Origin of the sequence: Paenarthrobacter sp. DKR-5, assembly GCF_018531425.1 — a bacterium.
Classification (GTDB): Bacteria; Actinomycetota; Actinomycetes; order Actinomycetales; family Micrococcaceae; genus DKR-5.
In genome coordinates this window covers 1-23466 of record NZ_JAHBOI010000003.1, presented here as the reverse complement: position 1 = coordinate 23466, position 23466 = coordinate 1, and the positions used below count along the sequence as shown (strand labels likewise).

The window sequence follows — 23466 nt, the reverse complement described above, 5'->3', positions numbered from 1 at the left end:
AAAGCCGGAGCCGCTGAGCGGCAGGCGTCTACGCGTCGACGACGATCGCGGTGATCAGCGGCTTGCGGCGGTAGGTGCGCTGCATCCAGCGTTCCACTGTGGACTCGATCAGGGACTCGACCTGCTCCACCGAGTGGTTGCGCGGCAGGCTGCCCAGCGCCCGCTCGACCGCCTGGACGGCCGGAGTGAAGTCGTCCGGTTCGTGCACGAAGCCGCGGACGAAGAACTCCGGGTCCTCGGCCAGCTTGGCCGTATCCGGATCGACGATTGCCAGGATGGTGATGAGCCCCTCCTCCGCCAGCCGGCGCCGATCCTCCAGCGACTCCTCGGTGGCGCCGCCGACGGTCTGCCCGTCGACGAACACGTAGCCGGCCTGGACCTTGCCGGAGATGACCGCCTTGCCGTTCTGCAGGTCCACGGCCACGCCGTCCTCGCCGATGATGACCTGGTCCGGGTTCACGCCGGTCTTGATGGCGATGTCGCCGTTGGCGATGAGGTGGCGGTACTCCCCGTGCACCGGCATGACGTTGCGCGGCTTGACCACGTTGTAGCAGTACGCGAGCTCGCCCGCACTGGCGTGGCCGGAGACGTGCACCTTCGCGTTGCCCTTGTGCACCACATTGGCGCCGAGGCGGGTCAGGTCGTTGATCAGCCGGTAGATGGCGCTCTCATTGCCGGGGATCAGCGAGCTGGCCAGCAGTACGGTGTCGCCGTCGCCCACCTCGATCTCGTGGTCGTGGTTCGCGATCCGGGCCAGCGCCGCCATCGGCTCGCCCTGCGAACCGGTGCAGATCAGCACCACTTTCTTGTCCGGCATCTTCTGCGCGGCCTTGAAGTCGATCAGGATGCCGCGCGGCACGTTCAGGTAGCCCAGTTCGCGGGCAATGCCCATGTTGCGGACCATCGAGCGGCCCACGAAGGCGACCTTGCGGCCGTGCCGGTGCGCGGCGTCCATGACCTGCTGGATGCGGTGCACGTGGCTGGCGAAGCTGGAGACGACGATCTTGCGCTGCGATGTGCGGAAGACGGTGTCGATCGCCGGGGCCAGATCCTCTTCGGAGATGGTGAACCCGGGCACCTCGGCGTTGGTCGAGTCGGTCAGGAACAGGTCCACGCCCTCGACGCCGAGCCGCGCGAAACCGGCCAGGTCGGTGATGCGGGCGTCCATCGGGAACTGGTCCATTTTGAAGTCGCCGGTGTGCAGGACAGTGCCCGCGGATGTCTTGATCGCGACGGCGAGACCGTCCGGGATGGAGTGGTTGACCGCGAAGAACTCCAGGTTGAACGGCCCGAAGCCCTTGCTGGTGCCCTCCTTGACCTGGACCAGGCGCGGGTTGATGTTGTGTTCCTTCATCTTGGCCTTGACGAAGGCCAGGGTGAGCTTGGAACCGACCACCGGGATGTCACGGCGTTCGCGCAGCAGGTACGGGACACCGCCGATGTGGTCCTCGTGGCCGTGCGTCAGGACGAGGGCGACGACGTCGTCGAGCCGGTCGCGGATGGAGGTGAAGTCCGGGAGGATCACGTCGATGCCGGGCTGGTGCTCCTCGGGGAACAGCACGCCACAGTCCACAATGACGAGCTTGCCGCCGAATTCGAACACCGTCATGTTGCGGCCGATTTCGCCGAGACCTCCCAGCGCCACCACCCTCATGGCGCCCTTCGCGAGGGCGGGCGGGGCGGACTCGTGCTGCTGAGGTTGCTTCAAAGATTCACTTTCGTAGGTGGTCATCAGCCGGCTCAGCCTGCGGAGCATTTTCCGGGCGAGGCGTAAGGCTGTCTCAGCCATTGTTTCATGAACCCGCGCAAAAGGCGGCGGCGGGGTTCGGGGGCTTCCCTGTCCGGGCTGCCCTGTGCTGCTGCCCGGCGTCCGCCCCGGGAGGTAAAACTGCGGATTCGGGCCCCTTCGCGCTTCAAACCCCGGTTTTACCTCCCCAGGCGGAGGGAGCTGCCGGCAGTTGGCTGCCCAGCAACGGAATCCACTGCCGTTTCAGTCAGCCGCTAGTGCTAATTCAGCAGAAGTCGACCGAAACGACAGCAGCAGACGGGTGGACCAGCGAACGGGGTCAATCAGCGGCGGCACTTCGCCATGGCTTCGTAACTTCGGTGGGCAACCGGACACGAACCATGGCGGTATACCGGCGTGACCGCCCGCTTCACCGCCCGGACAGGATGGACTGCTCTGCGCACTGACCTCGGCACGAAACGCCTCGAAAAAAACCCCATGACCTCTCCCGAAACCTAAATGCCCCAAGCATGGATTCACATCGGCCGATCATCAAGACCTAAATTTCGGCTGCCTTGCGCTTCACCAGCGGTTCTCGTGTGACAATTTGCTGGACGCTACTAGCTGGGGAAAGCTGAGCGGGTCCTCCAAAGGTCGATCTCCGCAAAACCCCATGCCAGGCGCGCAAAGGTCAACAGCATTGGATATCTGGGGGTTAGGTCGATGACGACCAAAAAGAACTGTCTTCTCGCGGCGCTCGCAGTCGCCGCAGTCACGGTCACCGCGGGGTGCGGCTCTGCGTCAACAAACGCTTCGCCCGTTGGCGCCTCACCGGTCAGCGCAGCTTCGACAGTCGAAACGCCGAACGAATCTCCTTCCGCCACGGAAACACCCACGCCCACCGAGACGCCGGCAGTCGTGACGTACCGCGACGAGGTGAAGACAGAAGTCGTGGCGTTTGCGAAGCGTTCCCAGTCCGATCCGAACCTGGACAAGGGCCGGACCGCACTGCTCGTGGCAGGAGTGGCAGGCCAGCGCAAGCTCACTTACAAGGTGACCCTGACGAACGGCGTCGAGTCGGACCGGAAGCTCGTCAGCAACGTGGTCGTGCGCAACCCAGTGGCGCAGGTAACCGGCGTTGGCACCTACGTCGCACCGCCGCCGGCTCCGCCCGCCCCAGCACCCGTGCCCGCAGCTGCACCCGCGCCGGCACCGGCCCCGTCAGGCTGCGACCCCAACTACGCCGGCGCCTGCGTTCCGATCGCGTCCGACGTCGATTGCGCCGGCGGTAGCGGAAACGGCCCCGCCTATGTAGCCGGCCCGGTCCGCGTCATCGGGGTGGACATCTATCACCTTGATGGCAATCACGACGGCATCGGCTGCAACTAACGAACGGCCGCCCATCACACGGCCAAACACGAGAAAGGAACGCCTGTGGGACTCATCTTTCGCAGAACAAAGAAGCTCGGAAAGAACACACGCCTGAACGTTTCGAAGAGCGGCGTCTCGGTGTCGCGCAAAGCGGGACCGATCACCCTCAACAGCCGGGGACGCATCACGATCCGTCTCGGCAAGGGCATTTCCTGGCGTCTCTAGAAGAGACGCATAGCGGAATCCGCTGCCGTTTCAGTCAACCGCCAGTGCTAATTCAGCAGCGGTTGACGAAACGACAGCGGATCCCAGTTAGCGCGAGGGTGCGCCGGGGCCTACTTGCGGACCAGGGTCACCCAGGTGAAGCCGCCGGCGGCAACGGTGACGCGGCCGGAGTGGTCGGCGCCGTTGCTGTCAGCTCCCGCAGCCACGGGCCGGCCCGAGCTGTCGAAGGCTTCCTGCTGCAGCTTGTAGCCCTGCGGGACGTCGACCTTCCGGACGGTCGCACCGGGCGCGGCGCTGACGTACAGAGTGGAGTCCCCGCCGGAGCCGGTAACCGACACCGAGGAAACCTGCGGCTGGAGCAGCAGGGCGTCGATGGACGCAGGTCCGTTGGAACGCCCGACGACGGCGGTTGCCCCTGCGGGCAGCGCGCGGTCCAGCGCGAACGGGTAGAGGATGCCGGGGGCACCGGTGATGCCCTGGGCTCCGGCGCCGCCGTTCGGGGTCGTCCCGAGCATGGCGGAACCAAGCTTTGTGCTGGCACTCCACGCCGTGCTCCCGGCCGGTTCAACACCCTGGTTCACGATCGGGTACACGTTCCGCGGCTGGTCAGCCGCCGGCACCGGCACGGTCACGGACCCACCCGCATCGAGTGCAACGTACGCGCCGCCGGAGATGTTGGCCTCCCCGGTCCACGCCGAAGCGGGCTTCACCACAGTGCCGCCCGAGACAGCCCCGGACTCGGCCTCCACGACCTTCAGCCCGTCCGTGCCAAGGGTGCGGTTGATGCCCAGGGCCTTGGCCTTCAGCTCGGGGTTCGCGTCCAGCGCGAGCATGGTCAGCAGCGAGTGGATCGTCGATTCGGCGCCCGAGTTGGGATTGACCCGGCCGTCCGTCTCAATACCGTCGATCGCGGTGCCGGTCGCCGGGTTGTACGCCGGCTTGCCGCTGCGGTTGGCGCCGAAGAACCAGCCGGCGGTGACCGCAGCGACGTCCAGCAGCCCGGGAGCGTGCGCGGCCTTGGCGGTGTCCACGAGCCCTTCGACCCGCGAGTCCACGCCGTAGGCAATCTGTGCCTCGCCCGGCGTCGGGCTCCACGCGTTGTCCGGGCCCCCGGCGGCGAGCAACTGCGGGGTGAACCTGGCCGTGTCCTTGACGGCGGCGGTCAGCAGGTCCGGCCGGTGCAGCACCGATGACGCGGTGGCGACGGCGGCCGGAGCCATCCCGCCCCAGGCGTGCCACAGCGTGCGGGACTGGTTCCACGGCAGGATCGCGCCGAACGGCCACTGCTGCGTGTCGCCGGAGGACATGTCCGCGATGCCCTCGGTGAGCTTGCGCAGCGCCTCCTCCGCGGCGTCGTCGCCCGGGGCGGCGGCGGAGTACGCGGCGAGCCCGAGCACGGCTTCGGAGGAAGCGTCTGCGCCGCCGGTGATCAGCCACGCCGGCACCTTGGCGCCGTCGGCGACGTCGAACTGGCCGTACTTGGCCAGCGACTGCTTGTTCAGCGCGGCAACGGAGAGGTGCAGCCGCTCCTGCAGGAACGCGGCGAACTGCGGGTCCGCGGACTTGAAGGCCGCGTACCCCTCCCCCAGCGCCCAGACGGTGCGGGCGAGCCAGTAGGACTCGGCCGAGTCACTCGGATCCGGCAGCTCCTTCGGCTCGGCGCTGGGGGTCAGGGTGCCGTCCGCCTGCTGCCAGAGCACCACGTTGCCGGCATTCGGGCCGGTGGAGGTCTGCAGGTAGGTCAGCTCGCGCAGCACCTCGAACGCGTGGTCGCGGCTGGCGGCGGAGCCGGTCTGCTGCCAGTGCCGCAGGTAGACGACGGCGGTGCGGGCAATGTCGTCCGCGTTGAAGGCGCCCTGGCTGTAGTAGCCGGTGGCCGGGTCCTTGCTGCCGCCGCCGACGCGGGTGTAGCTGCCGTCGGCGTTCTTGTTGGCGTAGGTCCACGGCGCCATGGCCGAGGGGCGGCTGTCCAACTGGTACGTGGTGTGCCCGTCCACCGGCTTGAGCGGGACGGTGTCCAGCAGGAAGTTCAGGTGGGAGAGGTTGGTCAACGGCGCCGCGACGTCCGGCACCGACGGCAACGCGGGCGACGACGGCGGCGCGGCTGGCCGCGGGGGCGCGGCGGCTGCCGGGCCGGCTCCTGCACCGGCCAGGAGGATCGCCAGGGCGGCGGCTGCGGCCACCGGGGTTGAGGTGTGGCGGAAACGGACATCGTTGTGCGTCATTGCTGGCTCCTATAAAGGGGTGTGAGACCGAACCAACCCCGTTCCGGACCAACGCCCCCGCGGATTGCGAGGGCACCGGCCCGGAACGGAGGACTTGCAGAACGGGTGCCGCTACACCCGCTCGAGCTTGGCGACGCCGATCTTGGAATCGGCCATGCCGTAGAACACGAACAGCGTCCCGTCGACCTCCTCGATGGCGGTCGGGAAGACCACGTTCGGAACGATGCCGTCCCGCTCGTCCTCCGTGTCGGCGGAGAGCAGCGGCTCGCTCGTGCGGGATGTGACCCGCCACGGCTCCTCGGCGTCGAGGATCATGGCGGCCGCGCTGTAGTTGACGTTCTTCTGCTGCGCGACGCCGTGGACGAGCTGGCCGGTGACGCCGTGGTAGAGGAGCAGCCAGCCTTCGTCGACCCGGATCGGGGCGGGGCCGCTGCCGATCTTGGTCTGCTCGAACGCCGCCTCGGGCCACGCCACCACGCGGTGCTTGCTCCACCGGGCCAGGGCCTTGACGTCCTTCCGGACGTCCTCGACGGGGATGAAGCTGATCCAGATGCTGGGCCGTTCGTCCGGGAGCCCGGCCGGCGGCATGGGGACCTCGCCCGGGCGGACGTCCTGCAGGTCCCAGACTGGCCGGTGCAGGACGGCGAAGCTGGGCACGCCCTCGGGGTCGCGCACGACCTCGGGGAAGAACACCGCGTCCTTGTTCGGGTACAGGCCCAGGTCGACGTCGATCTCCGCGTCGTCGTCGTACGCGAAGCTCACGGGCCCGAGCCGGCGCCAGGAGCGCTCGTCCTCGGAGACAGCGAGCGCGGTGCGGGGGCCGAGCGGCCCGTACGCCACGTACGTCATGACGTTCAGCCCGAGCTCGGGGATGAAGGTGACGCGCGGGTCCTCGACGCCGGCGTTCTGCGCGCCGTGCTCCCAGCTGCGGTCCGGGGCCATCAGCACGCCCTCGCGGGCCACGCTCACGGGCACGCCGTCGGCGACCTTGATCTCGGCGAGGCCGATGCGGGAGACGTTCTGCGCGGCCACGAGCCGGGGCAGCAGGTAGAGGGTGCCGTCGGCTCCGCGCACCGTCGCCGGGTTCAGCACGCCCTCCGCTTCCAGCTCGTTGCCGGGCTCGGGGGACATGATCACCCCGGCTCGGGTCAGGGCGAAGGGGAAGGTTGGGGAAGTCATGGGTTCTCCAGGTAAGTCGAGAGGGAAGTGAGAAGGAGTCAGTGTTCGGAGCGGTACAGGTAGAGCTCGCGTTCGCCGGCCGGGGCGTCCCAGCCCTGCGCAAAGGTCCACCGGCCCTCGTAGCGGATCAGGCCGCCCCAGGCGAGCGAGCCGCCGCGGTGCAGGGCGGTCTGCGTGAACGGGTCATCGAGCGAGTAGAGGGCCTGAGCGGCGGCGAACTTGCCGTCGCGGTCGCCGTAGAAGAAGTCGAGCACCAGCTGGTCACCGACGACGACGGCGCAGGCCACCTCGTGCAGCGAGCCCAGCGACGAGACGTCCAGGTAGGGCTGCTCGGCGAAGTCCCACTGCTCCATGTCGCGGGAGCGGCCTACGACGAACTTTCCGTCGCAGCCCTCCGAGAGGAACATCAGGTACTCGCCGCCGATCTTCACCGCCTCGCCGGTGCTGTCCGTGGGGATCACGGCGCCCTTGGCCCAGAGGTGGGAGACCTCGTGCGGCACGGCCAGTCCGCGCTTCTCCCAGTGGATCAGGTCGTCGGAGACGGCGACGTTGATGTCGCAGCCCACCTCGCCCAGCGGCCAGCCGGGCGACGGATACTTGTCCGCCTCGGCGGTCCCTTCGAGCGGCCAGATGCCGTTGTAGAAGAGGTAGTAGCGCCCGTTGGCCGAGTAGACCTTGGGGTCTTCGACGCCGAGCAGCTCGTTGTCCAGCGTCGGGTAGACGACGGGATTGTCGCCGTCGGCCCAGCCCTGGCCGGGGGTGTAGACCGCCGTCCCGATGCGGCTCTCCAGGCTCTCCTTCTTGGGCGAGGCCCGGTAGAAGAGGTGGAGCCGCCCGTCGCGCTCGATCAGGCTCGGGTTGAAGATGGAGGAGCTCGCCCAGCCGATGCCGGTCGGGTCCGGCCATTGGCCCGCGAGCTTGAAGGTGAGTGCCGGGTCCTTCCGGAACGGGCCGACGGCCCACTCCGGGCTGTCGTCCCAGTTGGCGGAGAACTGGTCGGTGGAGAGCGCGTCAGTGGTGGCGTTGGTGTGGCGCAGGGCGCGGTCGAGGCCGTCCTGCAGCGCAGCCGTGGAGAGGGGGTGCATGGGTCCTTCCGGGGATCAGCCCTTTACGCTGGAGCCGATATTGGTGGAAATGAATTGACGTTGGAAGAAGATGAACAGGGCGACGGCGGGCGCCGCGAGCACGCAGGCACCGGCCAGGATCGCGCCGAACGGGTTGGCCGCCGTGGCGGCGATGTTGGAGATGTAGTTCGCCAGGGACACCGCCAGCGGCTGCAGGGCCTGGTCCTTGGTGACCAGGAACGGCCAGAGGAACTCGTTCCACGGACCGATAAAGGTCAGCAGGATCGCCGTAACGATGGCCGGCCGCACCAGCGGAATCGCGATCTGCCACAGGATCCGCAGCTCGCTCGCCCCGTCGATCCGGGCCGCCTCGAACAGGGTCGAGGGCAGCTGCATGAAGTACTGCCGGAAGACGAACACCGCGGTGGAGTTGATCGCGAACGGCAGGATCATGCCCAGGTAGCTGTCCCCGAGCCCGTAGTCGCGCACGATCATCACGTACAGCGGGATCAGCAGCAGCTGGAACGGGACCATCTGCACCAGCAGCAGCATCCCGAACACCACGCCCCGGCCGCGGAACTGCATCTGCGCCAGCGCGTAGCCCACCAGCAGCCCGAAGACCACGGTGAAGAGGATGACCCCGCCGGTGAAGATGCCGGAGTTCACCAGGCCCTGCAGCAGGTTGATCGAGTTGTTGATGTTCGTGTAGTTCGCCCCGGTGAGGTTGCCGGGGCTGGGGAACGCGCCGGCCACGGTGGTGTCCGGGCTGGTCTGCAGCGAGCCGATGAACATGTAGTAGAAGGGGAAGAGGAACACGAAGGCTCCGACGGCGAGCAGCAGGAAGCTGCCTACGCCCAGCCGGCGGCGCTTCTCCACTTGGCCGGCCCCTTGGGAGGCGTTGCTGCCAGTGGCGTTGCTGCCGGCATTGTTGCCGCCGGCGGCCTTGGCTGCGGCCCGATCAGTCCTGGCGGTCTTGATGGTGGCCATCTCAGTCCTCCTTTCCGCCGACGAGGCGTTTCTGGATCAGGGCGATCAGCAGCACGCCGATCACCAGCACCACGCCCAGCGCGGCGGCAACGTCGGGGTTCCCCTGCAGGATCCCCTTCTGGTACATCAGGAACACGGGCGACGCCGAGGCGCCGTCGGGCCCGCCGCCCCCGGTGAGCAGGTAGGGCTCCGTGAACAGGTTGGCGCCGGTGATGGTGGCCAGCAGCGTGACCAGCACGGTGGCGGAGCGGACGCCCGGAACGGTAATGTTCCAGAACTGCACCCACTTGTTGCCGCCGTCCACGGACGCGGATTCATACAGCTCGTCCGGGATGTTCTGCAGCGCGGCCAGGTAGAGCAGGATGAAGAACCCCAGCTGCTTCCAGGTTACGTACAGCGCCACGGTCGGCATGGCCAGCCAGTTGTTCACCAGCCAGGACGGGTTCGGCGCCAGCGGCCCGAGCAGCGAGTTGACCAAGCCGCCCTGCTGGAACAGGAACAGCCAGACACCGACGACGGCGACGCTCGCCGTTACGTACGGCACGTAGTAGCTGACCCGGAAAAACGTGCGCAGCTTCTGCACCCGGTTCAGCGCATTCGCCAGGACCAAGGACAGGCCCACGGTCAGCGGCACGTTGATGATCAGGAAGATGCCGATGTTCAGGAAGGAACGCTGCACCGCCGGGTCCGAGAGGATGGTGACGTAGTTGTCGAAGCCGACGAACGGCCGCGGCACCTGCACGCCGGGGGCGGTGAAGAAGAACTGGTGGAACGAGATCCAGACGGCGTAGCCGAGCGGGAAGGCCAGGACGCCGAGCACGTAGATCACGTACGGGGCGCTGAACAGCAGGCCCAGGGGCTGGCGGCCCAGGAAGCTGGTGCGCTTCCTGGTGCCGCTGGCCGTGGTGGAGCGTAATGACATGGGGATCACCCGTTACTTCTGGGCTGCCAGCTGGTCGATCTTGTCGGCAGCAGACTTGAACGCGTCGTCGATGCCCTGGTTGCCGAAGATGACCGACTTGTTCCACGCGTCGCGGAAGGTCTGCCAGATCTGCACGGCGGTGGTCAGCTGGGGCACCTCAACGGTGCGGCCGGCCTGGTCAGCGAAAGTCTTGTACATCGGGTTCTTGGCGAAGTAGTCCGAGTAGACGGTGGTCAGGTCCTTGCGCATCGGCATCTGGCCGGTCTCGGAGAGCAGCTTGCCGTCCTCGTCCTTGCTCGTGGCGAACTTCAGCACGTCCCACGCGGTGCCCTGGTTCTTGCAGGCCGAGTAGATGGCGACGTTCTTCGCGTCGGAGAAGGTGTAGGACTTGTCCTGCTTCTGGGCGCCCGGGATCGGGACCGCACCGAAGTTGACCTTGCCCTTGTAGGCGGCGATGGCCCACGGGCCGGCGAGGGCCATGGCGGACTTGCCCTCGGCGAAGGAGTCACCCTGGTAGGTCTCCTTGGAGGCCAGGTTCTCCTTGTAGAGGGTCTGGAACATCTGGGCGACCTGCTTGCCCTGGTCCGTGTTGAAGGTGGCCTTGCCGTCCTTGATCAGCGGGGTGCCCTGGGTGTTGGCCGCGTAGAACGGGTAGAAGTCGAACCAGGACTGGAAGTAGTCGCTTGCCGGGGAGGGCCAGATGGCCTTCTGCGCGGCGCCGGACTTCACCAGCGTGCGGGCGGCGTCCACCAGCTCGGACTCGGTGCCCAGCTTCGGGTTCGCCGGGTCCAGGCCGGCCTTCTTGAACAGGTCCTTGTTGTAGAAGAGGACCACGGGGTTGGACTTCCACGGCAGCTGGTAGGTCTTGCCGTCCGCGGACTTGTACTGGTCCGCCAGGTCACCGGTGCGGTCCTTGATGTACTGCGCGCCGTCCGGGAAGGAATCCAGGGCCACCAGGCCGCCCTGGCGCTGGAACTGCGGCACCGCGACCGGGGCGGTGTTGAACACCAGGCAGGGCGCGTTGCCGGCGGTGATTGCTGCGCCGATAGTTTCCTCGGAGCTCTTGCCGGCGGGGATTTCCTGCGCGTCGATCTTCTGGTCCGGGTGCGTGGAGTTCCACGACGCCACCATTTCCTTGCCCCACTTCACCTCGGACTCGTTGTTCGAGTACCAGATCTTGATGGGGCCCTTGGCGGTGAGGGCCGAGCTCGCACTGCTCGAGCCGGCGCCGCCGCCGCAGGCAGCCAGGCCGGTTCCCATGACCGCGATGGCGGCCATGGACAGCAGCCGGATGGTGGTTGTGCGCTTCATTGCGTCTCCTGTGTTGAGGGGATTCGGTAGATGGAAGTTGTTGGTTCTTAGGTCCGGGCCGGACCGGTGGATGCGCGCACCACGAGCTGCGGCGGCGCGAGTTCAATGTCTTCGCCGTTGTGGGTGCCGTCGAGCTGGCTGAGCAGCACCAGGGCGGCGGCCCTCCCCCAGCGCAGCGGGTCAGCGGCGATCGTGGTCAGCGGCGGGTTCAGGTACTGGGCGAACTCGGCGTTGTCGTAGCCGGTGATGGACAGGTCCCCCGGCACGTTCAGCCCGCGGGCCTGAGCGAAGGACTGACCGGCGGTGGCCATCAGGTCGTTCGCGTAGACGATGGCCGTGGGCGGGTCCTGCCGTGCGAGCAGCTGTTCGGTGGCGGCCACTCCCCCGGGCGCGGTGAAGTCCGCTTCGACGAACAGGTCCGCTTGGAGGCCGGCCTTGGTCAGAGCGGCTTCCCAGGCGTGGCGGCGGCTGCGGCCGTGGATGTAGGCCTGTGATCCGCCAATGTGGGCAATGCGCTTGTGGCCGAGACCGATCAGGTGCTCGACGGCGGCCGTGATCCCGTCCGTGTCGTCCATGCAGACCGCGGGGAACGGGGACGGCATCTCCGGGCGGTTCAGCGTCACGGCAGGCAGCTTCAGGTCCTGCAGCAGTCCGATCCGCGAATCGTCGTGGCGCACGTCCGTGAGGATCACGCCGTCCACCCGGCCGCCGTCGGCGAGCTTGCGGTAGGCCCGTTCCTCCGCGCCGGGAGCCGTCGCGACCGTGAGCACGAGCGTGTACTCGTGCTCGGCCAGTGTGGTCTCGATGCCCGCGATGAACGCCGGGAAGAACGGGTCCGACCCCAGCAGCTTCGGGTTGCGGGCAATCACCAGGCCCAGAGCGTAGGACTTGGATGACTTCAGGCCCCGGGCACGCAGGCTCGGAGTCCAGCCAAGGGCCTTCGCCGCCTCGAGGATCCGCTGCCGCGTTTCCTCGCCGACGCCGGGCTGGCCGTTGAGCGCCAGGGAGACCGCTCCCTTGCTCACCCCCGCCGCGCTCGCGACGTCGCTGATCGTGACTGCCATCGGTGTTCCTTGCTGAGATTTCGGACCCCGATCCAGTGATCTCAATCACTAAACCGGTTTAGCTTCCATTACTAAACCGGTTTAGCTGCCGATTGTCAAGCAGACCCGGGACAGCTCGCGACCAGCGCCGCCGGGGGCCAGATCAGTGCAAGCCCCGGTAGGGTCATCTCTGAGGCGTCGACGACGACGAGGGACCCTGCCCGCTGCTTGAAGATCGCGCTCGTTCACATGCGCGGCGAACCGCGATAGGGCTGTGACGAGCAAGCTCGCGTTCTCGACGCGCCGTTCGAAAGGAAGATACCGATGAAAACCCGTCTCCATGACGAATCCCGAAACGTATACGAGGCGCTCGACATCTTCCGGGAGGTATCGCTTCACGGGCTAAAATCGAGCTTCCTGCCAGCTGAGGATCCCGACGCCAAGCGTGTCTGGACCGCGGACTCGGCTGCCAGCCTGATGCGCTGCTTCGTCGAGAGCCCGGACGAGAGCAACCGGTCATTTCTCGAAAAGCTCGCCGATCAGCTCAGCGGGCTGCCTCGGGGAGCGGGCCAGCTCTTCGAGGAGCTCGCGTGGCTGCATTTCGTCGTGGCAACCCCCGCGAAGCTGAGATACGCCTCCAAGCGTAGACTGCTTGATGATATTGGAGCGATGACCCACGCCAGCGGTCCGACGGGCATCTTCGACGAGGCACTGCGTGAAGGGCTCGTCGCGCCGGGCACGGCGTTCTTCACCCGGCGCCCGAACCAGTTGTGGCTCCTCGTGCGCTTCGCTGCCCGTTGGACCACTGCGACGGCCGACGAGCGCATGCTCTGGCTCTCTGACCCACGAGCCTTTCGGGAGATGGTCTTCGGCCTGGACGGCGTCGCCGATCAGACGCAACGTCACGCGCTGCTCCACCTCATTCATCCGGACGCTTTCGAAGACACCGTCAGCCAGTATCACAAGCACGCCCTCGCCGCCCTCTCAGAACCCGGCGAGATCGGAACCAACGATGACGAGACGATCGCGAACATCCGCACGCGGCTTGCGAAGGACCACGGCAACGACTTCTCGTTCTACAGCCCGGAGATTCGCGCCCTCTGGCAGCCCGACGAGCGTCCTGCTCCCGCAGATGCCCACTCTGACACGGCGCCGGCGCACGAGGTCGATGTCGACGAACCCGAAGCCGCTATGCGCAGCGCTTGGCTGATTCGCGGCGCGGGCGGCAAGAAGGTGCCCGAATGGCTCGAGCAAGGAATCTGCGCCATCTATTACTCGGACTCGTTCCCATTTTCGCTGGCTCAGGGCATGAGCCGCGAGGAACTGCGGGCACTCTCCGAGGAGGCTGGCACCGACACCACGACCGGCGGCTACAACGCCGAGCTCGGTCAGGTCTGGCGGTTCGTCAACAAGATCGAGGTCGGCGACTACGTCGTCACCGTCAACGGATCGGACGTCTATCTCGGCGTCGTCGACTCCGCACCCAGGGATCGCAGCACGCGCACCCGGATCGAGACGATCAGAGCGGTCGAGTGGCTCAACGCGGGCCAGCCGATCCAACGAGGGGCGATCGCGCCGAGCCTCCAGTCGAAGATGAAGACGCTGCTCACCGTCAGCCTCATCACGTCCGAGATCGACGAACTGGAGCGTTGGGTCACCGGCCACACGTGGGACGAGCCGGCCGCACCCCCCAACATTCGCGAACTCGCCCTACCGCCCGCAACCGCCGAGCTCGCGCGCGATCTGCTCCTTCCCCAGCAGTGGCTGACCGACGTCATCGAACTTCTCGAGGAGAAGAAGCAGTTGGTCCTCTACGGGCCGCCTGGCACCGGCAAGACGTTCCTCGCGCAAGCCCTCGCCGACCATTTCACAGCCGGCGGAGGCGGGGCATCCGAGACCGTACAGTTCCATCCCTCGTATTCGTACGAAGATTTCTTCGAGGGCTACCGGCCCGCCCCTAGCGCCACAGGCACCGTCGAGTTCCAGATCAAGCCCGGACCGCTGCGCCGGATCGCCGAGGCAGCGTCTGCCGCCCCCGATACGCCGCATTTGCTGATCATCGACGAAATCAACCGGGCGAATCTCGCTAAGGTGTTCGGCGAGCTGTACTTCCTGCTCGAATACCGCGACCGACCGATCAGCCTCCAGTACTCCGAGCTCGAGTTCACACTCCCCGCCAACCTGTTCATCATCGGCACCATGAACACAGCCGACCGCTCCATCGCCCTCGTCGACGCGGCAATGCGACGTCGTTTCTATTTCCTGGAGATGGCCCCCTCGGTGCCCCCGGTCAGTGAGGTACTCGCCAAGTGGCTCGCCCGACACGAAATGCCCGATGCTCCCGCCCGACTGCTCGCCGAACTCAATCGACGGCTCGGTGACCCGGATGCCGCGATCGGCCCCAGCTACCTCATGAACAAGTCGGTCATGGATCCTGGACGACTCGAACGCGTCTGGGCGCACGCGATCGTCCCGCTGCTCGAGGAACGCTTCTACGGAACCGGCGAAGACCTCAAACGGTACTCACTCAGCGCCGTTCGTGCCGCGATCGACAGCGCGGCGAATGAGGATTGAGCTGGCCGAGTGGGAAAGCGCCGGGGACCTCGATCTTTCCCCCGCTGTAATCCAGCAGCTCGCGCGCTCATCCGCATTCAGGATCGGCCCAGACCCTGCCCATCCAAACCGTTGGACCCTCTCCGCGAAGCAGCACGTCGGCATCACCTGCATCGACGATCTCGAAGTGCGCGTCCGTCCGAAGGTACGACCGGATCGGCTGATCGAGCTGCTCGTCACCTCACTCGACCGGATTGCCTGGGACCATCGCGACGTCGCGTGGGCGGCATCGGACGAGCTCATCGCCACGATTGCCGGCGCATTCCTCGCAACGGCCGAACGGGCACTCAACGGCGGCATCCTCCAGGGGTACCTGACCGAAGAAGCTGACCTCTACGCCGTTCGCGGACGCATCAACCTCAGCCGTCAGATAGCCCGAAACCCCGGCCTGCCCCTCCCCATCGCCGTGACTTACGACGAGTACACGACCGATATCCTCGAGAACCAGCTGCTCGCCGGGGCCGGGCGACTGCTCCTCCGACTTCCCGGGCTAACGAGCTCGCTCCAACTCCAACTCAGACGCCTCGAGTATCGGCTGCTCGAAGTCACTCCGATCCGGCCTTCGCCGACTCCGCCTTCGGTTCAATGGACCCGGCTCAATTTGCGCTACCGCCCAGCAGTAACGCTCGCGCGCATCATCCTCAAATGGGGCGCCCTCGACTTCGAGGACGAGGGCTCGACGAACGCGGCCGCCTTCATCGTCGACATGAATCAAGTCTTCGAGGATGTCGTCGGACACGGTATCCGCGGAGCGCTCGGATCCACACTCACCGTCGACCTGCAGGTTGGTGACTATCTCGACGCGCACCGACAGGTCCCGATCCGCCCGGACATCGTCATTCGCGACGGCTCCCGGGTGATCGCCGTCGCTGATGTCAAGTACAAGCAGGTCGCCCAGAAAGGAGTCTCGAGCGACGACGTCTTCCAGGCGGTCGCGTATGCGACTCGTCATGGCCTGCCCGAGTGCACCCTTGTCTACCCCGAACGACCACCCATCGGGCGACTCGAAGTAGGCAACGTCACGATCTCGCTCGCAGCAATCGAGCTCAATCAGGCTCATGCCCAACGAACTGCATCGATCCGTGCCCTCGCGGATCGGCTAAAACGTGCATCTCTACTCCGTTCAGGGAGCTCCTCCGCACAATGACAACCGACTTTCTGGGAATTACCCGCGCCGTGTGCGCCGACGAATTAGGCCCAAATCAAAGTGGTCTCGCAGTCCGCACACGCCTGGCCGACTCGACGGGAAACCGATAGCTCCTCGTGACGCTGTACGCCGGACAGAGTAGGACCATCGCCACGTTTCTTTACCGACTCGTAAGCGAGCTCATCCGAAGGTCAGGGTTGAGTACACCTCATGACGTCGGATCCACATCGGAAAAGCTGTCAGAACAGGGTTGATAATCCTCTTTGTTGATACAGACCGCGAAGACAACCTAAAGCCCACGCAGCGGCCAGGCGACAAAGGCATCGATGGAATCGTCTGGCAGGACGCCCTTGGTTTGACCGAGTCTATCTGCGGGCTAAGCGCTAATCCGAGGGAAACAATGTCGGCGCTCCCGAAGTACAGGCGTTCAGTGGTGCATTGGGCCAGTTCCGTGCGACCAGGGGCATCTTCATCACTTCTTCGACATTCGCGACGGGTACTCCCGCGTTCGCACGAGACACCGCGCACTACACATTGATTCTTATCGATGGGCAGCGGCTTACATCGCTCATGTTCGACTACGGCGTGGGCATCCAAATCGATCGAACTGTGATCGTGAAGAAGCTGGATCAGGATTTCTTCGATAGCCTCTAGGAGAACGAGAGGGCGCTCAGCACAATCAGGTGACCTTCGGGAATCTGGATCTATCAGGCCGTCGCGGCACAAGCCTGGACGTATGAGCCGCACCGCGATGAGGGAGAACTTCACGACGGCGCCCGAGCGCCCCTCCCGGAGGACGCGTGCGCCTGACTTGAGGACACCCTCCCAGTACCACCTGGCGAATTTCCTTGAGCAGACGAATTGCTTCACACACCAGCACATTGCCCAACGGCTGCTACTGAACCGCATGCGCATGGTGCTGGACAAGCCTGTTGCTCGCCGCGGTCGCACAACAGAGGTGCCATGATGGCGGCAGATGTGACTGCCCTCCCAGCGGAAGTGTGTGAGCGAGTATTGGTAGTGCTACTGCGCCACCGCAGCAGCCGTCGCGAACACATCGCCCGGCATGGGCCGGTGCAGCCTCCAGGTGATCCCAATCGGCTTCTCGCCGGCATGCCGCACGTAGTCGACCTGCCCCAGACAGGTGTACGGCACGGTAAGTCCCGTCTCGTCGTCGGCGGTATCGCGGGTAAAAAGGAGGATGTGCGACCCGTGCGCATTCCGGTCTAGATACCTGCGGCCGGTCGGACTCGACGTGGACGTCGCGTTCTGCGACTCCCAGTGGAACAGCTCAGGGCTGATCGCGTAGTCCTTGTACATCGTGGTGGCTGAGTGGTTCTTGTCGTCCTTGTTGAGGGTCACGAAGAACGCGTCGGTGGAGCTTTGCGGGCACCAGGCGACGCCCTCTCGATGCTTCACGTTCTTGCCTGTCTCCAGGGAACCGTATCCAAGCGCGGCAAGCACCTCTTCCCGCCGGTAGGTGGCGTGTGTCAGCAGGGGAATGTGCTGCAGGCCGGCGCCAAGGCTCTTGGCGGCGTGAGATGACCGGTCGGCACCGAGATTCACGAGCTGCTGGATCTCCTGACAGACGTAGCGGTAGGCGCGCAGGTGATCGAGCCCGTCGTCGTAAGTGGCAAACCCGCCCGCGTCGTCCCACAGTGTGTAGAAGAGCATCCGGGCGAAGGTCTGCTCCCGTGGACCGAGGTCGGCGTAGCGCGGCGCGTCTTCCTCGACCAGCATTGAGTAGGCCTCAGCCCGTTCCTTGTCGTCCACATGGATGAGCGCGGCCATGCGCGCGAGCAGGCGGCTTTCCCCGGCGTCGGACAGTTCTGCCAACTTGCCGCGGATGGCGGCTTCGGCGGGCGAGAACCCCTCGATCAGCCGTGCCTGGCGCAGGTAACCCGTCCAGGAGTCACGCGTGGAGCGGTAGATGGTCTTCACGTCGTTGCCGGACTTCGCCAGGTAAACCTCAAGCTGAGTCTCCGCTTGTGACGCGATATCACTGACCAGCTGCGGCCGGCTGAAGCGCAGCTGTGCCTTGATGTTCTCCAGGACCACTTGCTGAGCCACCCTGTCCAGGACGATCTGCGAGCCCGACGGTAGGAACGGGAACTCGTCCTCCACGGCCTTCTCCAGCTCTTTACGTCCGTAGCCGGTCAAGGCCCGATAGCGCAGATCGAAGCGGAACTCGCGCCTCTGCTGGCCGATGAAGTCCAGGACGGTGAGGACGGCTTTGTCATCAGCCCGGCGCAGCCCGCGGCCGAGCTGCTGCAGGAACACCGTCGCACTCTGCGTCGGGCGCAGCAGAAGTATCGTGTCGACTTGCGGCAGGTCCAGTCCTTCATTGAAGAGATCAACCGCGAAGATGCAGTTAATCTCTTTGTTGCGGAGACGTGCGAGCGCAAGGGCCCGTTCCGCATCATCGGTGCCCCCGTCGACGGCAACAGAGACGATCCCCGCGCGGTTGAAGACTTCCGCCATGTAGCGGGCGTGCTGCACGGAGACGCAGAACCCGATGGCCCGCATGTGCTCGGTGCTTGTTACCTTGTCCCGAAGTTCTCGGATCACCTTTGCGGCGCGGGCATCGTTACCGGTGTAGAGGCGGTCAAGCTGGGCGGTGTCGTAAGTGCCACGTTTCCACTCGAGTCGGCTGAGGTCCACATCATCTGAAACGCCGAAGTAGTGGAAGGGGACAAGCAGATCGGCATCCAACGCATCCCAGAGCCTCAGCTCGCTGGCGGTCCGTCCCCCAAAGAACTGGTTAGCGACGTTCACTCCATCACCGCGTTCCGGGGTCGCTGTAAGCCCCAACAGTTCCTGCGGCCGAAGATGATCGAGCAGCCTGCGGTACGTGGGCGCCATGGCGTGGTGGAACTCGTCGATCACGACGACGTCGAAGAAATCCGGCGCGACGTCCTCAATGCCAAGGGCGGCAAGGGACTGCACGGAGGCGAAGAGGTGCTTCCATTCGCGGGGCTTATGCTCACCGACGAGGAGTTCCCCGAACGCGCCGTCCTGCATAACGTCGCGGTAGGTGCGCAGGGCTTGTTTGAGGATCTCCTGGCGATGGGCGACGAAGAGGAGCTTCAGGTCCCGGCCTGCCGCATCGCGCAGGCGTTTGTAGTCCAGGGCGGCGATCACGGTCTTGCCCGTGCCAGTTGCAGCCACGAGCAGATTCCTCCGGTAGCCCTTCTGCCGCTCGGCCTCCAGATCCTCCAGCATCTCGGTCTGATGCAGAAACGGCTCCACCTCCAGGCCTGTCGCAGCATCAGGGGCTGCGGTGCGGCGTCCACCGTTCCGCTCAAGAGCCGCATCAAGCTTCTCGCCGTCGCGGTCCGGATCGTAGCTCTGGAACGCTCGCTGCTCCCAGTAGCTGTCAAAGGTGACCTCGAATTTTTCCAGCAGTGCCGGCGTCGCCACAGAGCTCAGACGCACGTTCCATTCAAGGCCGTCCAGCAGGGCCGCCTGGCTGAGGTTTGAACTCCCGACATAGGCGGTGTCGAAGCCCGTGTCGCGGCGAAAGAGCCAGGCCTTGGCGTGCAACCGCGTTGCCTGGGTCTCATAACTGATCTTCACCTCCGCGCGGTAGCGCCTGACGAGCTCGTCGATCGCCCGCCGCTCCGTCGCACCCATATACGTCGTGGTGATGACCCGGAACCTCGCCCCCCGTTCCGCGAGCCCCTCGAGAGCCGGCTCGAGGAGGCGCAGTCCGGTCCAGCGGACGAACGCGCACAGCAGGTCTACGGTGTTGGCAGACTCGATCTCGGCTCTCAGCTCGGCAGCTAGGTTGGGGTCGTCCTTGCTGTTGGTGAGCAGGGCAGAATCGCTGAGCTTTGTTGTGGGCCGGCGGAGCTGTCGGCGTTTGAGCGCGTCCGGTTTATAGAGGGACTGAAGCTGGGTGGGGCCGGGGGCGATTCGGTCTCCTGCGTTCAGGTCCTGGAGCAGCTTGTTCGCGAGGGCTACGCGTTCCGTGGGCTTGGCCGCGGTCAAGGCACGCCGGACGGCGTCGGCGACATGGCGGGAGAGAACGTCCGGGGTGTCTTCATCATGAACGCCCGCGAATACTGGTTGAAGTCCTGCGTCGACGTACAGCTGTGTGCCCAGCGCATCCGTGTTTAGAAGTTCGTACAAGCCCTCAGGCAGCTGCTCCGCCGCCCCTCCCCCAATGAAGTTATCCACTGCGCCAGGGTATTGGGCTGGAACGACAATCGTCGAATGGAAACGGCCGTGTCAGCAGCAGTGAAACCTGCTGCCGATGATGAGCACCGGGCAACGCCACGCTCTGATCAGACGAGTCTGGTTGCGGTCGGAAACCTCTCTCGTCGTGTCGCTGTACTCAAAGAGATAGCTTGCTACTAATCTCTGAAAGTCATTCATTTCTACTCCGTTGGGGGAATTAATTTGTCTAAGCCAAAGCGCGCTCAACCTCTCGTGGTCGTGGGCATCCTGCTCCAGTTTCTCGGTACCCTGGTCCTGACATTCGCCCTGCCTGCGTCCTTCAGCTACTACTCGGGAAGCAAAGCAATCGTGTGGGTATTCATCGGTGCCATCGTCCTCCTGACTGGGCTTATCGTTCTGCTAGTCGGCGTCAGCCGCGCCGTCGGAGGCATCGATTATCTCGTCAGCGTCTCTGCCGACCCGGTGTCCGGAGTCGAAGGACGTGCCCAAGAAGGCAAGCTCCTGGCTAGCCAGGAGTAGATGGGGGAGGTCTCGGCGAAGCGAAAGCCATTGCCGAGACCTTCGAGCCACCTGCTGCTTCAGGCGGCAATCCCCTACCACTGGCACGGGCGCAGGATTCCGCATTCGGCCCAAGTTGCACAGCCGCACGCCTTCTACCCTCCTGGTTGTCCACCATTTACAAGAGACGGGGGACCGGGGGCTCGGGCCGGCGCATGTTCGCGCTATGTCTGCTAGTTTGCCGAAGTTCTTGGAGTGGACCCACCGCTGACAACTAATTTGACGAGGCTGACAACGGCCAACGGACGTCCTTGTCGACGGGTGGTTTCAGGATATGGGAATGCCCGTCGGAGATTGCGAAGACGCGTTTATAGATGTAGCTGCCGATGAAGGCATTAAGCTGGTCAGATACAAGCAGCCCTGGTTGAATCAGCGGGGCCACTTCGACCTAAGTTCGTCTTAGACTTGGTCATCGTGATCCACAAGAAGGGCGGCCTTCCCCGGGGCCCAGGAGCTTCGCGGGGACGCGGGCCGCTCCGAGGACTCGCCCCCGCTTGGTGACAAACTGCATGCCAGAGCGCATGAGCTCGGCAAATAGGCCATTTTGTGCCCATTCTTGACGCAAATCGAGCCAATCGTTCCCGAACGTTTGGTGAAGCCGTGCCCGACGCAGCGCACGTTCCTCCAAACTTTTTCAACGACTCAGGACCGACAGTACCCCAATTCACGCGGCAACAATATAGGATTTTGCTGATATTTCCACGGCACACACAGTGCCGTTCTGTTGGGGGAACATGTATTCGTTATCGGTGGCAGCTGCGCAAACGTCGGCATCGGTCGGGTTGGTCGATCACCTCTAGCGCCATCTTGTGTCGAAGCTTGTAGACCGATTCCCTGACAATCGCCGATCCGGCCGAGTCATATCGCCTCTTCCAAGGCACACAGCTCTGCCCTCTCACGACGGGGCAAGCGAGCCCAGTCCCATTCCTATCTTCCGAGGAGATTCCCATGCTCAATGAAGTCGACCAGGCGGCAGCCGACGTGCGTGACGACGCACCTTCCGCGGCTTCTCCCACCATCGAGGATGCTGGTAAACGAGCGGACCCCGAGCCTGATGCTCTGGCGCCGGTCGAACCTGACGTCACCGACATCCCCGTGAAGGTCTGCAGCAAGTGCAGTGTGCAGACCCGGACGGTCGGCAACTTTTGCCCCAACTGCGGTGCCGCGTACATCAGTCGTAAACCCCGGCTGAGAATGACGAAGCGCACAGCGTTCATTTCGCTGGCCGTAGTCGTGTTCGTTGCTATCTTTGCGGCCATTGGGCTTGGTATCCAGCACAACAACGAGCTGAAGGCGCAGCAAGATGCTGCGTCTGCCGCAGCGGAAGCTTCAGCATCCGCGTCCGCTTCCGCTTCTGCGGAAGCTTCGGCGTCCGCCGCGGCAAAAGAAGCGTCGGATGAAGCGGCCCGGGACCTGCGCAAAAGCTACGTGTCGGCCCTCGAAGCGTCAATCGTCAAGGATGCGAAGTCTCGCGTGACCGACGGAACCCTGGACGGCCCTATCCTTTCGGCCTCGTGCACACCCTTGGGCGGGGGCTCAGTGGATGACCTCACCTCACTGACCGGCACTTTTGAGTGCATCGCGGTCAACAAGAAGAACAGTGACGGGTCGGCCTCGGGTTATCGCTTTTCAGCCACCATCGATTGGAACGAGGGCAGCTACAGCTGGCATCTCGGAAGTTAGTACAACTTCTGTGTCGTGGCCGCGAGCCCGCAGCCACGACGCAGAAGTAAACCGAGCGCACTTCGACAAGGCCGGACGCGCTTGACGCACAGCCGCGCGGTCGTCGTTTCTCCGCCGCCACGCGGCAGCGAACTGGGCGAGCAACTACCGAATCGGCAGGATGCACGTGCACAGCGGGTGAAAACGAACTTCCCCTAACGCCGTGCGGGCGATAGTTGTCGGACGAGAGTAGAGCCTCGGGGTTCCGAAAAGGGAAGAGGCCGGGGTGAGACCCGGCCTCCATGTGCGTAATTGCCTATCGAGCAAAGCCAAATTTGTTCAGAGCCGCCATGTGAGCCCCTTGCCGAGGCGGATCGTAATCCTGCCCCGGCTGTTGACGGTGACGGGCCCAGCTTTACGGGATACTGAAACGCCGCTCTTGGAAAAGTTCAGCTTGGTGTTCTTCCCAAGCTTCTTGGTACGGCGAAAAATGAGTCCCAACTACTTGCCTCTCTGCGAATGTTTACGCGAGTTGAATGCGCACGAAATTTTGGGCGAAGGTACAGACCGGTTACTTGTACCAGACCGAGACGCCCCCGTGGTGGGAGCAAGTTCCGCGATGCGTGGCTGAGAAAGACAACGTTCCATCTACGCAGAGCGCTGTGGCGCCACTCGTGTTCTGCTGTGCCGCCGCAGCCTGATCAGCAGCCTGCTGTGCCGCCGCCGCCTGATCAGCTGCCCGCTGTGCCACCGCCGCCTGATCAGCAGCCTGCTGAGCCTCGGCAGCTGCCTTCGCCTCGGCCGCCTTCTGTGCGGCCGCCTGCTTCTGAATCGCGGCGGCTTTGGCAGCCGCCGCCTTCTCAGCGGCCGCCTTTTCTGCTTGAGCCTTAAGCGCCACAAGCTGAGCAACGACCCGCTTAGAGTCCGATTCCGCGAGCCAGATCAGGGCCCCCGCCTGGTCCTTGGTGCATACGAGCGCCGTTCCTTCAAAGGATTCGGTCGCGCCCTCGGACTCACAGGTGGTGCCGACTGGACTCGCCTCAGACGGGGTCGGAGTGGCTGTGGTTGGGTCCCCAGGTAGGAGTCCAGTGTTTGTGTGAGTTTCGTGTCCGAGAATGGACACAGGAGGAAATTCACGAATCATGGTACGCAGACACACCCCGGATCAGGTCATCGCCAAGGTCCGGCAGGGCCAGAAAATGCTCAATGACGGGCGCCCGATGGTCGAGGTCATCAAGGAGCTCCAGGTCACCG

At 64.9% G+C, this 23466-nt stretch carries 17 protein-coding genes and 1 pseudogene; 7 read left to right on the top strand and 11 right to left on the bottom strand.

Annotated elements, in window-relative coordinates:
• Window positions 1–28: 28 nt before the first annotated feature.
• Window positions 29–1654: a ribonuclease J gene (locus KIH31_RS06425; RefSeq protein WP_214426771.1), complete on the bottom strand. Its 1626-nt coding sequence runs from the start codon at window positions 1652–1654 to the stop codon at window positions 29–31.
• A 795-nt stretch (window positions 1655–2449) separates the two neighbouring features.
• On the opposite strand from KIH31_RS06425, the gene KIH31_RS06420 reads away from it, so the two are divergent.
• Together KIH31_RS06420 and KIH31_RS06415 are read left to right on the top strand one after the other, a co-directional pair.
• Window positions 2450–3115 carry a G5 domain-containing protein gene (locus KIH31_RS06420; RefSeq protein WP_214426286.1) on the top strand — a complete coding sequence of 222 codons (666 nt, stop codon included), beginning with the start codon at window positions 2450–2452 and terminating at the stop codon, window positions 3113–3115.
• A gap of 45 nt (window positions 3116–3160) precedes the next feature.
• Window positions 3161–3322 (top strand): DUF4236 domain-containing protein, encoded by a 162-nt coding sequence (locus KIH31_RS06415; RefSeq protein WP_214426285.1) that lies wholly within the window; start codon window positions 3161–3163, stop codon window positions 3320–3322.
• 110 nt (window positions 3323–3432) lie between these two features.
• Here the strand turns inward: KIH31_RS06415 and KIH31_RS06410 are convergent, their stop codons facing one another.
• From KIH31_RS06410 to KIH31_RS06380, 7 genes are all read right to left on the bottom strand, one after another.
• Window positions 3433–5547 carry a hypothetical protein gene (locus KIH31_RS06410; RefSeq protein ID WP_214426284.1) on the bottom strand — a complete coding sequence of 705 codons (2115 nt, stop codon included), beginning with the start codon at window positions 5545–5547 and terminating at the stop codon, window positions 3433–3435.
• A gap of 111 nt (window positions 5548–5658) precedes the next feature.
• A complete protein-coding gene (locus KIH31_RS06405) occupies window positions 5659–6726 on the bottom strand; it encodes a glycosidase (RefSeq protein WP_214426283.1) in 1068 nt (355 codons plus the stop codon).
• Window positions 6727–6764: 38 nt separating this feature from the next.
• Window positions 6765–7811 carry a hypothetical protein gene (locus KIH31_RS06400; protein ID WP_214426282.1) on the bottom strand — a complete coding sequence of 349 codons (1047 nt, stop codon included), beginning with the start codon at window positions 7809–7811 and terminating at the stop codon, window positions 6765–6767.
• Window positions 7812–7826: 15 nt separating this feature from the next.
• Window positions 7827–8777 (bottom strand): carbohydrate ABC transporter permease, encoded by a 951-nt coding sequence (locus KIH31_RS06395; RefSeq protein WP_374224853.1) that lies wholly within the window; start codon window positions 8775–8777, stop codon window positions 7827–7829.
• A 1-nt stretch (window position 8778) separates the two neighbouring features.
• The gene (locus tag KIH31_RS06390) at window positions 8779–9699 is read right to left on the bottom strand and encodes a carbohydrate ABC transporter permease (RefSeq protein WP_214426281.1); all 921 of its coding nucleotides are present in this window, start codon (window positions 9697–9699) and stop codon (window positions 8779–8781) included.
• A 12-nt stretch (window positions 9700–9711) separates the two neighbouring features.
• Window positions 9712–11010: an extracellular solute-binding protein gene (locus tag KIH31_RS06385; protein WP_214426280.1), complete on the bottom strand. Its 1299-nt coding sequence runs from the start codon at window positions 11008–11010 to the stop codon at window positions 9712–9714.
• Between the two features lie 47 nt (window positions 11011–11057).
• Window positions 11058–12074 (bottom strand): LacI family DNA-binding transcriptional regulator, encoded by a 1017-nt coding sequence (locus tag KIH31_RS06380; RefSeq protein ID WP_214426279.1) that lies wholly within the window; start codon window positions 12072–12074, stop codon window positions 11058–11060.
• A 303-nt stretch (window positions 12075–12377) separates the two neighbouring features.
• Between KIH31_RS06380 and KIH31_RS06375 the strand changes: the two genes are divergently transcribed.
• The 3 genes and pseudogenes from KIH31_RS06375 to KIH31_RS18470 all read left to right on the top strand — a co-directional run.
• On the top strand, window positions 12378–14627 hold the full coding sequence (locus tag KIH31_RS06375) for an McrB family protein (protein ID WP_214426278.1): 2250 nt from the start codon (window positions 12378–12380) through the stop codon (window positions 14625–14627).
• Window positions 14617–15813, top strand: coding sequence for an McrC family protein (locus KIH31_RS06370; protein ID WP_214426277.1), 1197 nt, complete (start codon window positions 14617–14619; stop codon window positions 15811–15813). The genes KIH31_RS06375 and KIH31_RS06370 overlap by 11 nt, the downstream gene beginning before the upstream one ends.
• A 408-nt stretch (window positions 15814–16221) precedes the next feature.
• Window positions 16222–16467: pseudogene (locus KIH31_RS18470) on the top strand (restriction endonuclease); the annotation flags it as partial.
• Between the two features lie 369 nt (window positions 16468–16836).
• Here KIH31_RS18470 and KIH31_RS06360 read toward each other — a convergent pair.
• Window positions 16837–19992 carry a DUF3427 domain-containing protein gene (locus KIH31_RS06360; RefSeq protein ID WP_214426276.1) on the bottom strand — a complete coding sequence of 1052 codons (3156 nt, stop codon included), beginning with the start codon at window positions 19990–19992 and terminating at the stop codon, window positions 16837–16839.
• A gap of 258 nt (window positions 19993–20250) precedes the next feature.
• On the opposite strand from KIH31_RS06360, the gene KIH31_RS06355 reads away from it, so the two are divergent.
• Complete coding sequence (locus KIH31_RS06355; protein WP_214426275.1) at window positions 20251–20511, top strand: hypothetical protein; 261 nt, start codon at window positions 20251–20253, stop codon at window positions 20509–20511.
• 987 nt (window positions 20512–21498) lie between these two features.
• Window positions 21499–22233: a hypothetical protein gene (locus tag KIH31_RS06350; protein WP_214426274.1), complete on the top strand. Its 735-nt coding sequence runs from the start codon at window positions 21499–21501 to the stop codon at window positions 22231–22233.
• 318 nt (window positions 22234–22551) lie between these two features.
• Here KIH31_RS06350 and KIH31_RS06345 read toward each other — a convergent pair whose 3' ends face one another.
• Window positions 22552–22713 carry a DUF4236 domain-containing protein gene (locus KIH31_RS06345; RefSeq protein ID WP_214426273.1) on the bottom strand — a complete coding sequence of 54 codons (162 nt, stop codon included), beginning with the start codon at window positions 22711–22713 and terminating at the stop codon, window positions 22552–22554.
• A 70-nt stretch (window positions 22714–22783) separates the two neighbouring features.
• Window positions 22784–23110, bottom strand: coding sequence for a DUF3761 domain-containing protein (locus KIH31_RS18385; RefSeq protein ID WP_307857566.1), 327 nt, complete (start codon window positions 23108–23110; stop codon window positions 22784–22786).
• Between the last annotated feature and the right edge of the window lie 356 nt (window positions 23111–23466).

Bases quoted from the DNA above. Each gene is read 5' to 3' on its own strand.
- KIH31_RS06425 (WP_214426771.1), bottom strand. From the start codon at position 1,654: ATGAGGGTGGTGGCGCTGGGAGGTCTCGGCGAAATCGGCCGCAACATG.
- KIH31_RS06420 (WP_214426286.1), top strand. From the start codon at position 2,450: ATGACGACCAAAAAGAACTGTCTTCTCGCGGCGCTCGCAGTCGCCGCA.
- KIH31_RS06410 (WP_214426284.1), bottom strand. From the start codon at position 5,547: ATGACGCACAACGATGTCCGTTTCCGCCACACCTCAACCCCGGTGGCC.
- KIH31_RS06405 (WP_214426283.1), bottom strand. From the start codon at position 6,726: ATGACTTCCCCAACCTTCCCCTTCGCCCTGACCCGAGCCGGGGTGATC.
- KIH31_RS06400 (WP_214426282.1), bottom strand. From the start codon at position 7,811: ATGCACCCCCTCTCCACGGCTGCGCTGCAGGACGGCCTCGACCGCGCC.
- KIH31_RS06395 (WP_374224853.1), bottom strand. From the start codon at position 8,777: ATGGCCACCATCAAGACCGCCAGGACTGATCGGGCCGCAGCCAAGGCC.
- KIH31_RS06390 (WP_214426281.1), bottom strand. From the start codon at position 9,699: ATGTCATTACGCTCCACCACGGCCAGCGGCACCAGGAAGCGCACCAGC.
- KIH31_RS06385 (WP_214426280.1), bottom strand. From the start codon at position 11,010: ATGAAGCGCACAACCACCATCCGGCTGCTGTCCATGGCCGCCATCGCG.
- KIH31_RS06380 (WP_214426279.1), bottom strand. From the start codon at position 12,074: ATGGCAGTCACGATCAGCGACGTCGCGAGCGCGGCGGGGGTGAGCAAG.
- KIH31_RS06375 (WP_214426278.1), top strand. From the start codon at position 12,378: ATGAAAACCCGTCTCCATGACGAATCCCGAAACGTATACGAGGCGCTC.
- KIH31_RS06370 (WP_214426277.1), top strand. From the start codon at position 14,617: ATGAGGATTGAGCTGGCCGAGTGGGAAAGCGCCGGGGACCTCGATCTT.
- KIH31_RS06350 (WP_214426274.1), top strand. From the start codon at position 21,499: ATGCTCAATGAAGTCGACCAGGCGGCAGCCGACGTGCGTGACGACGCA.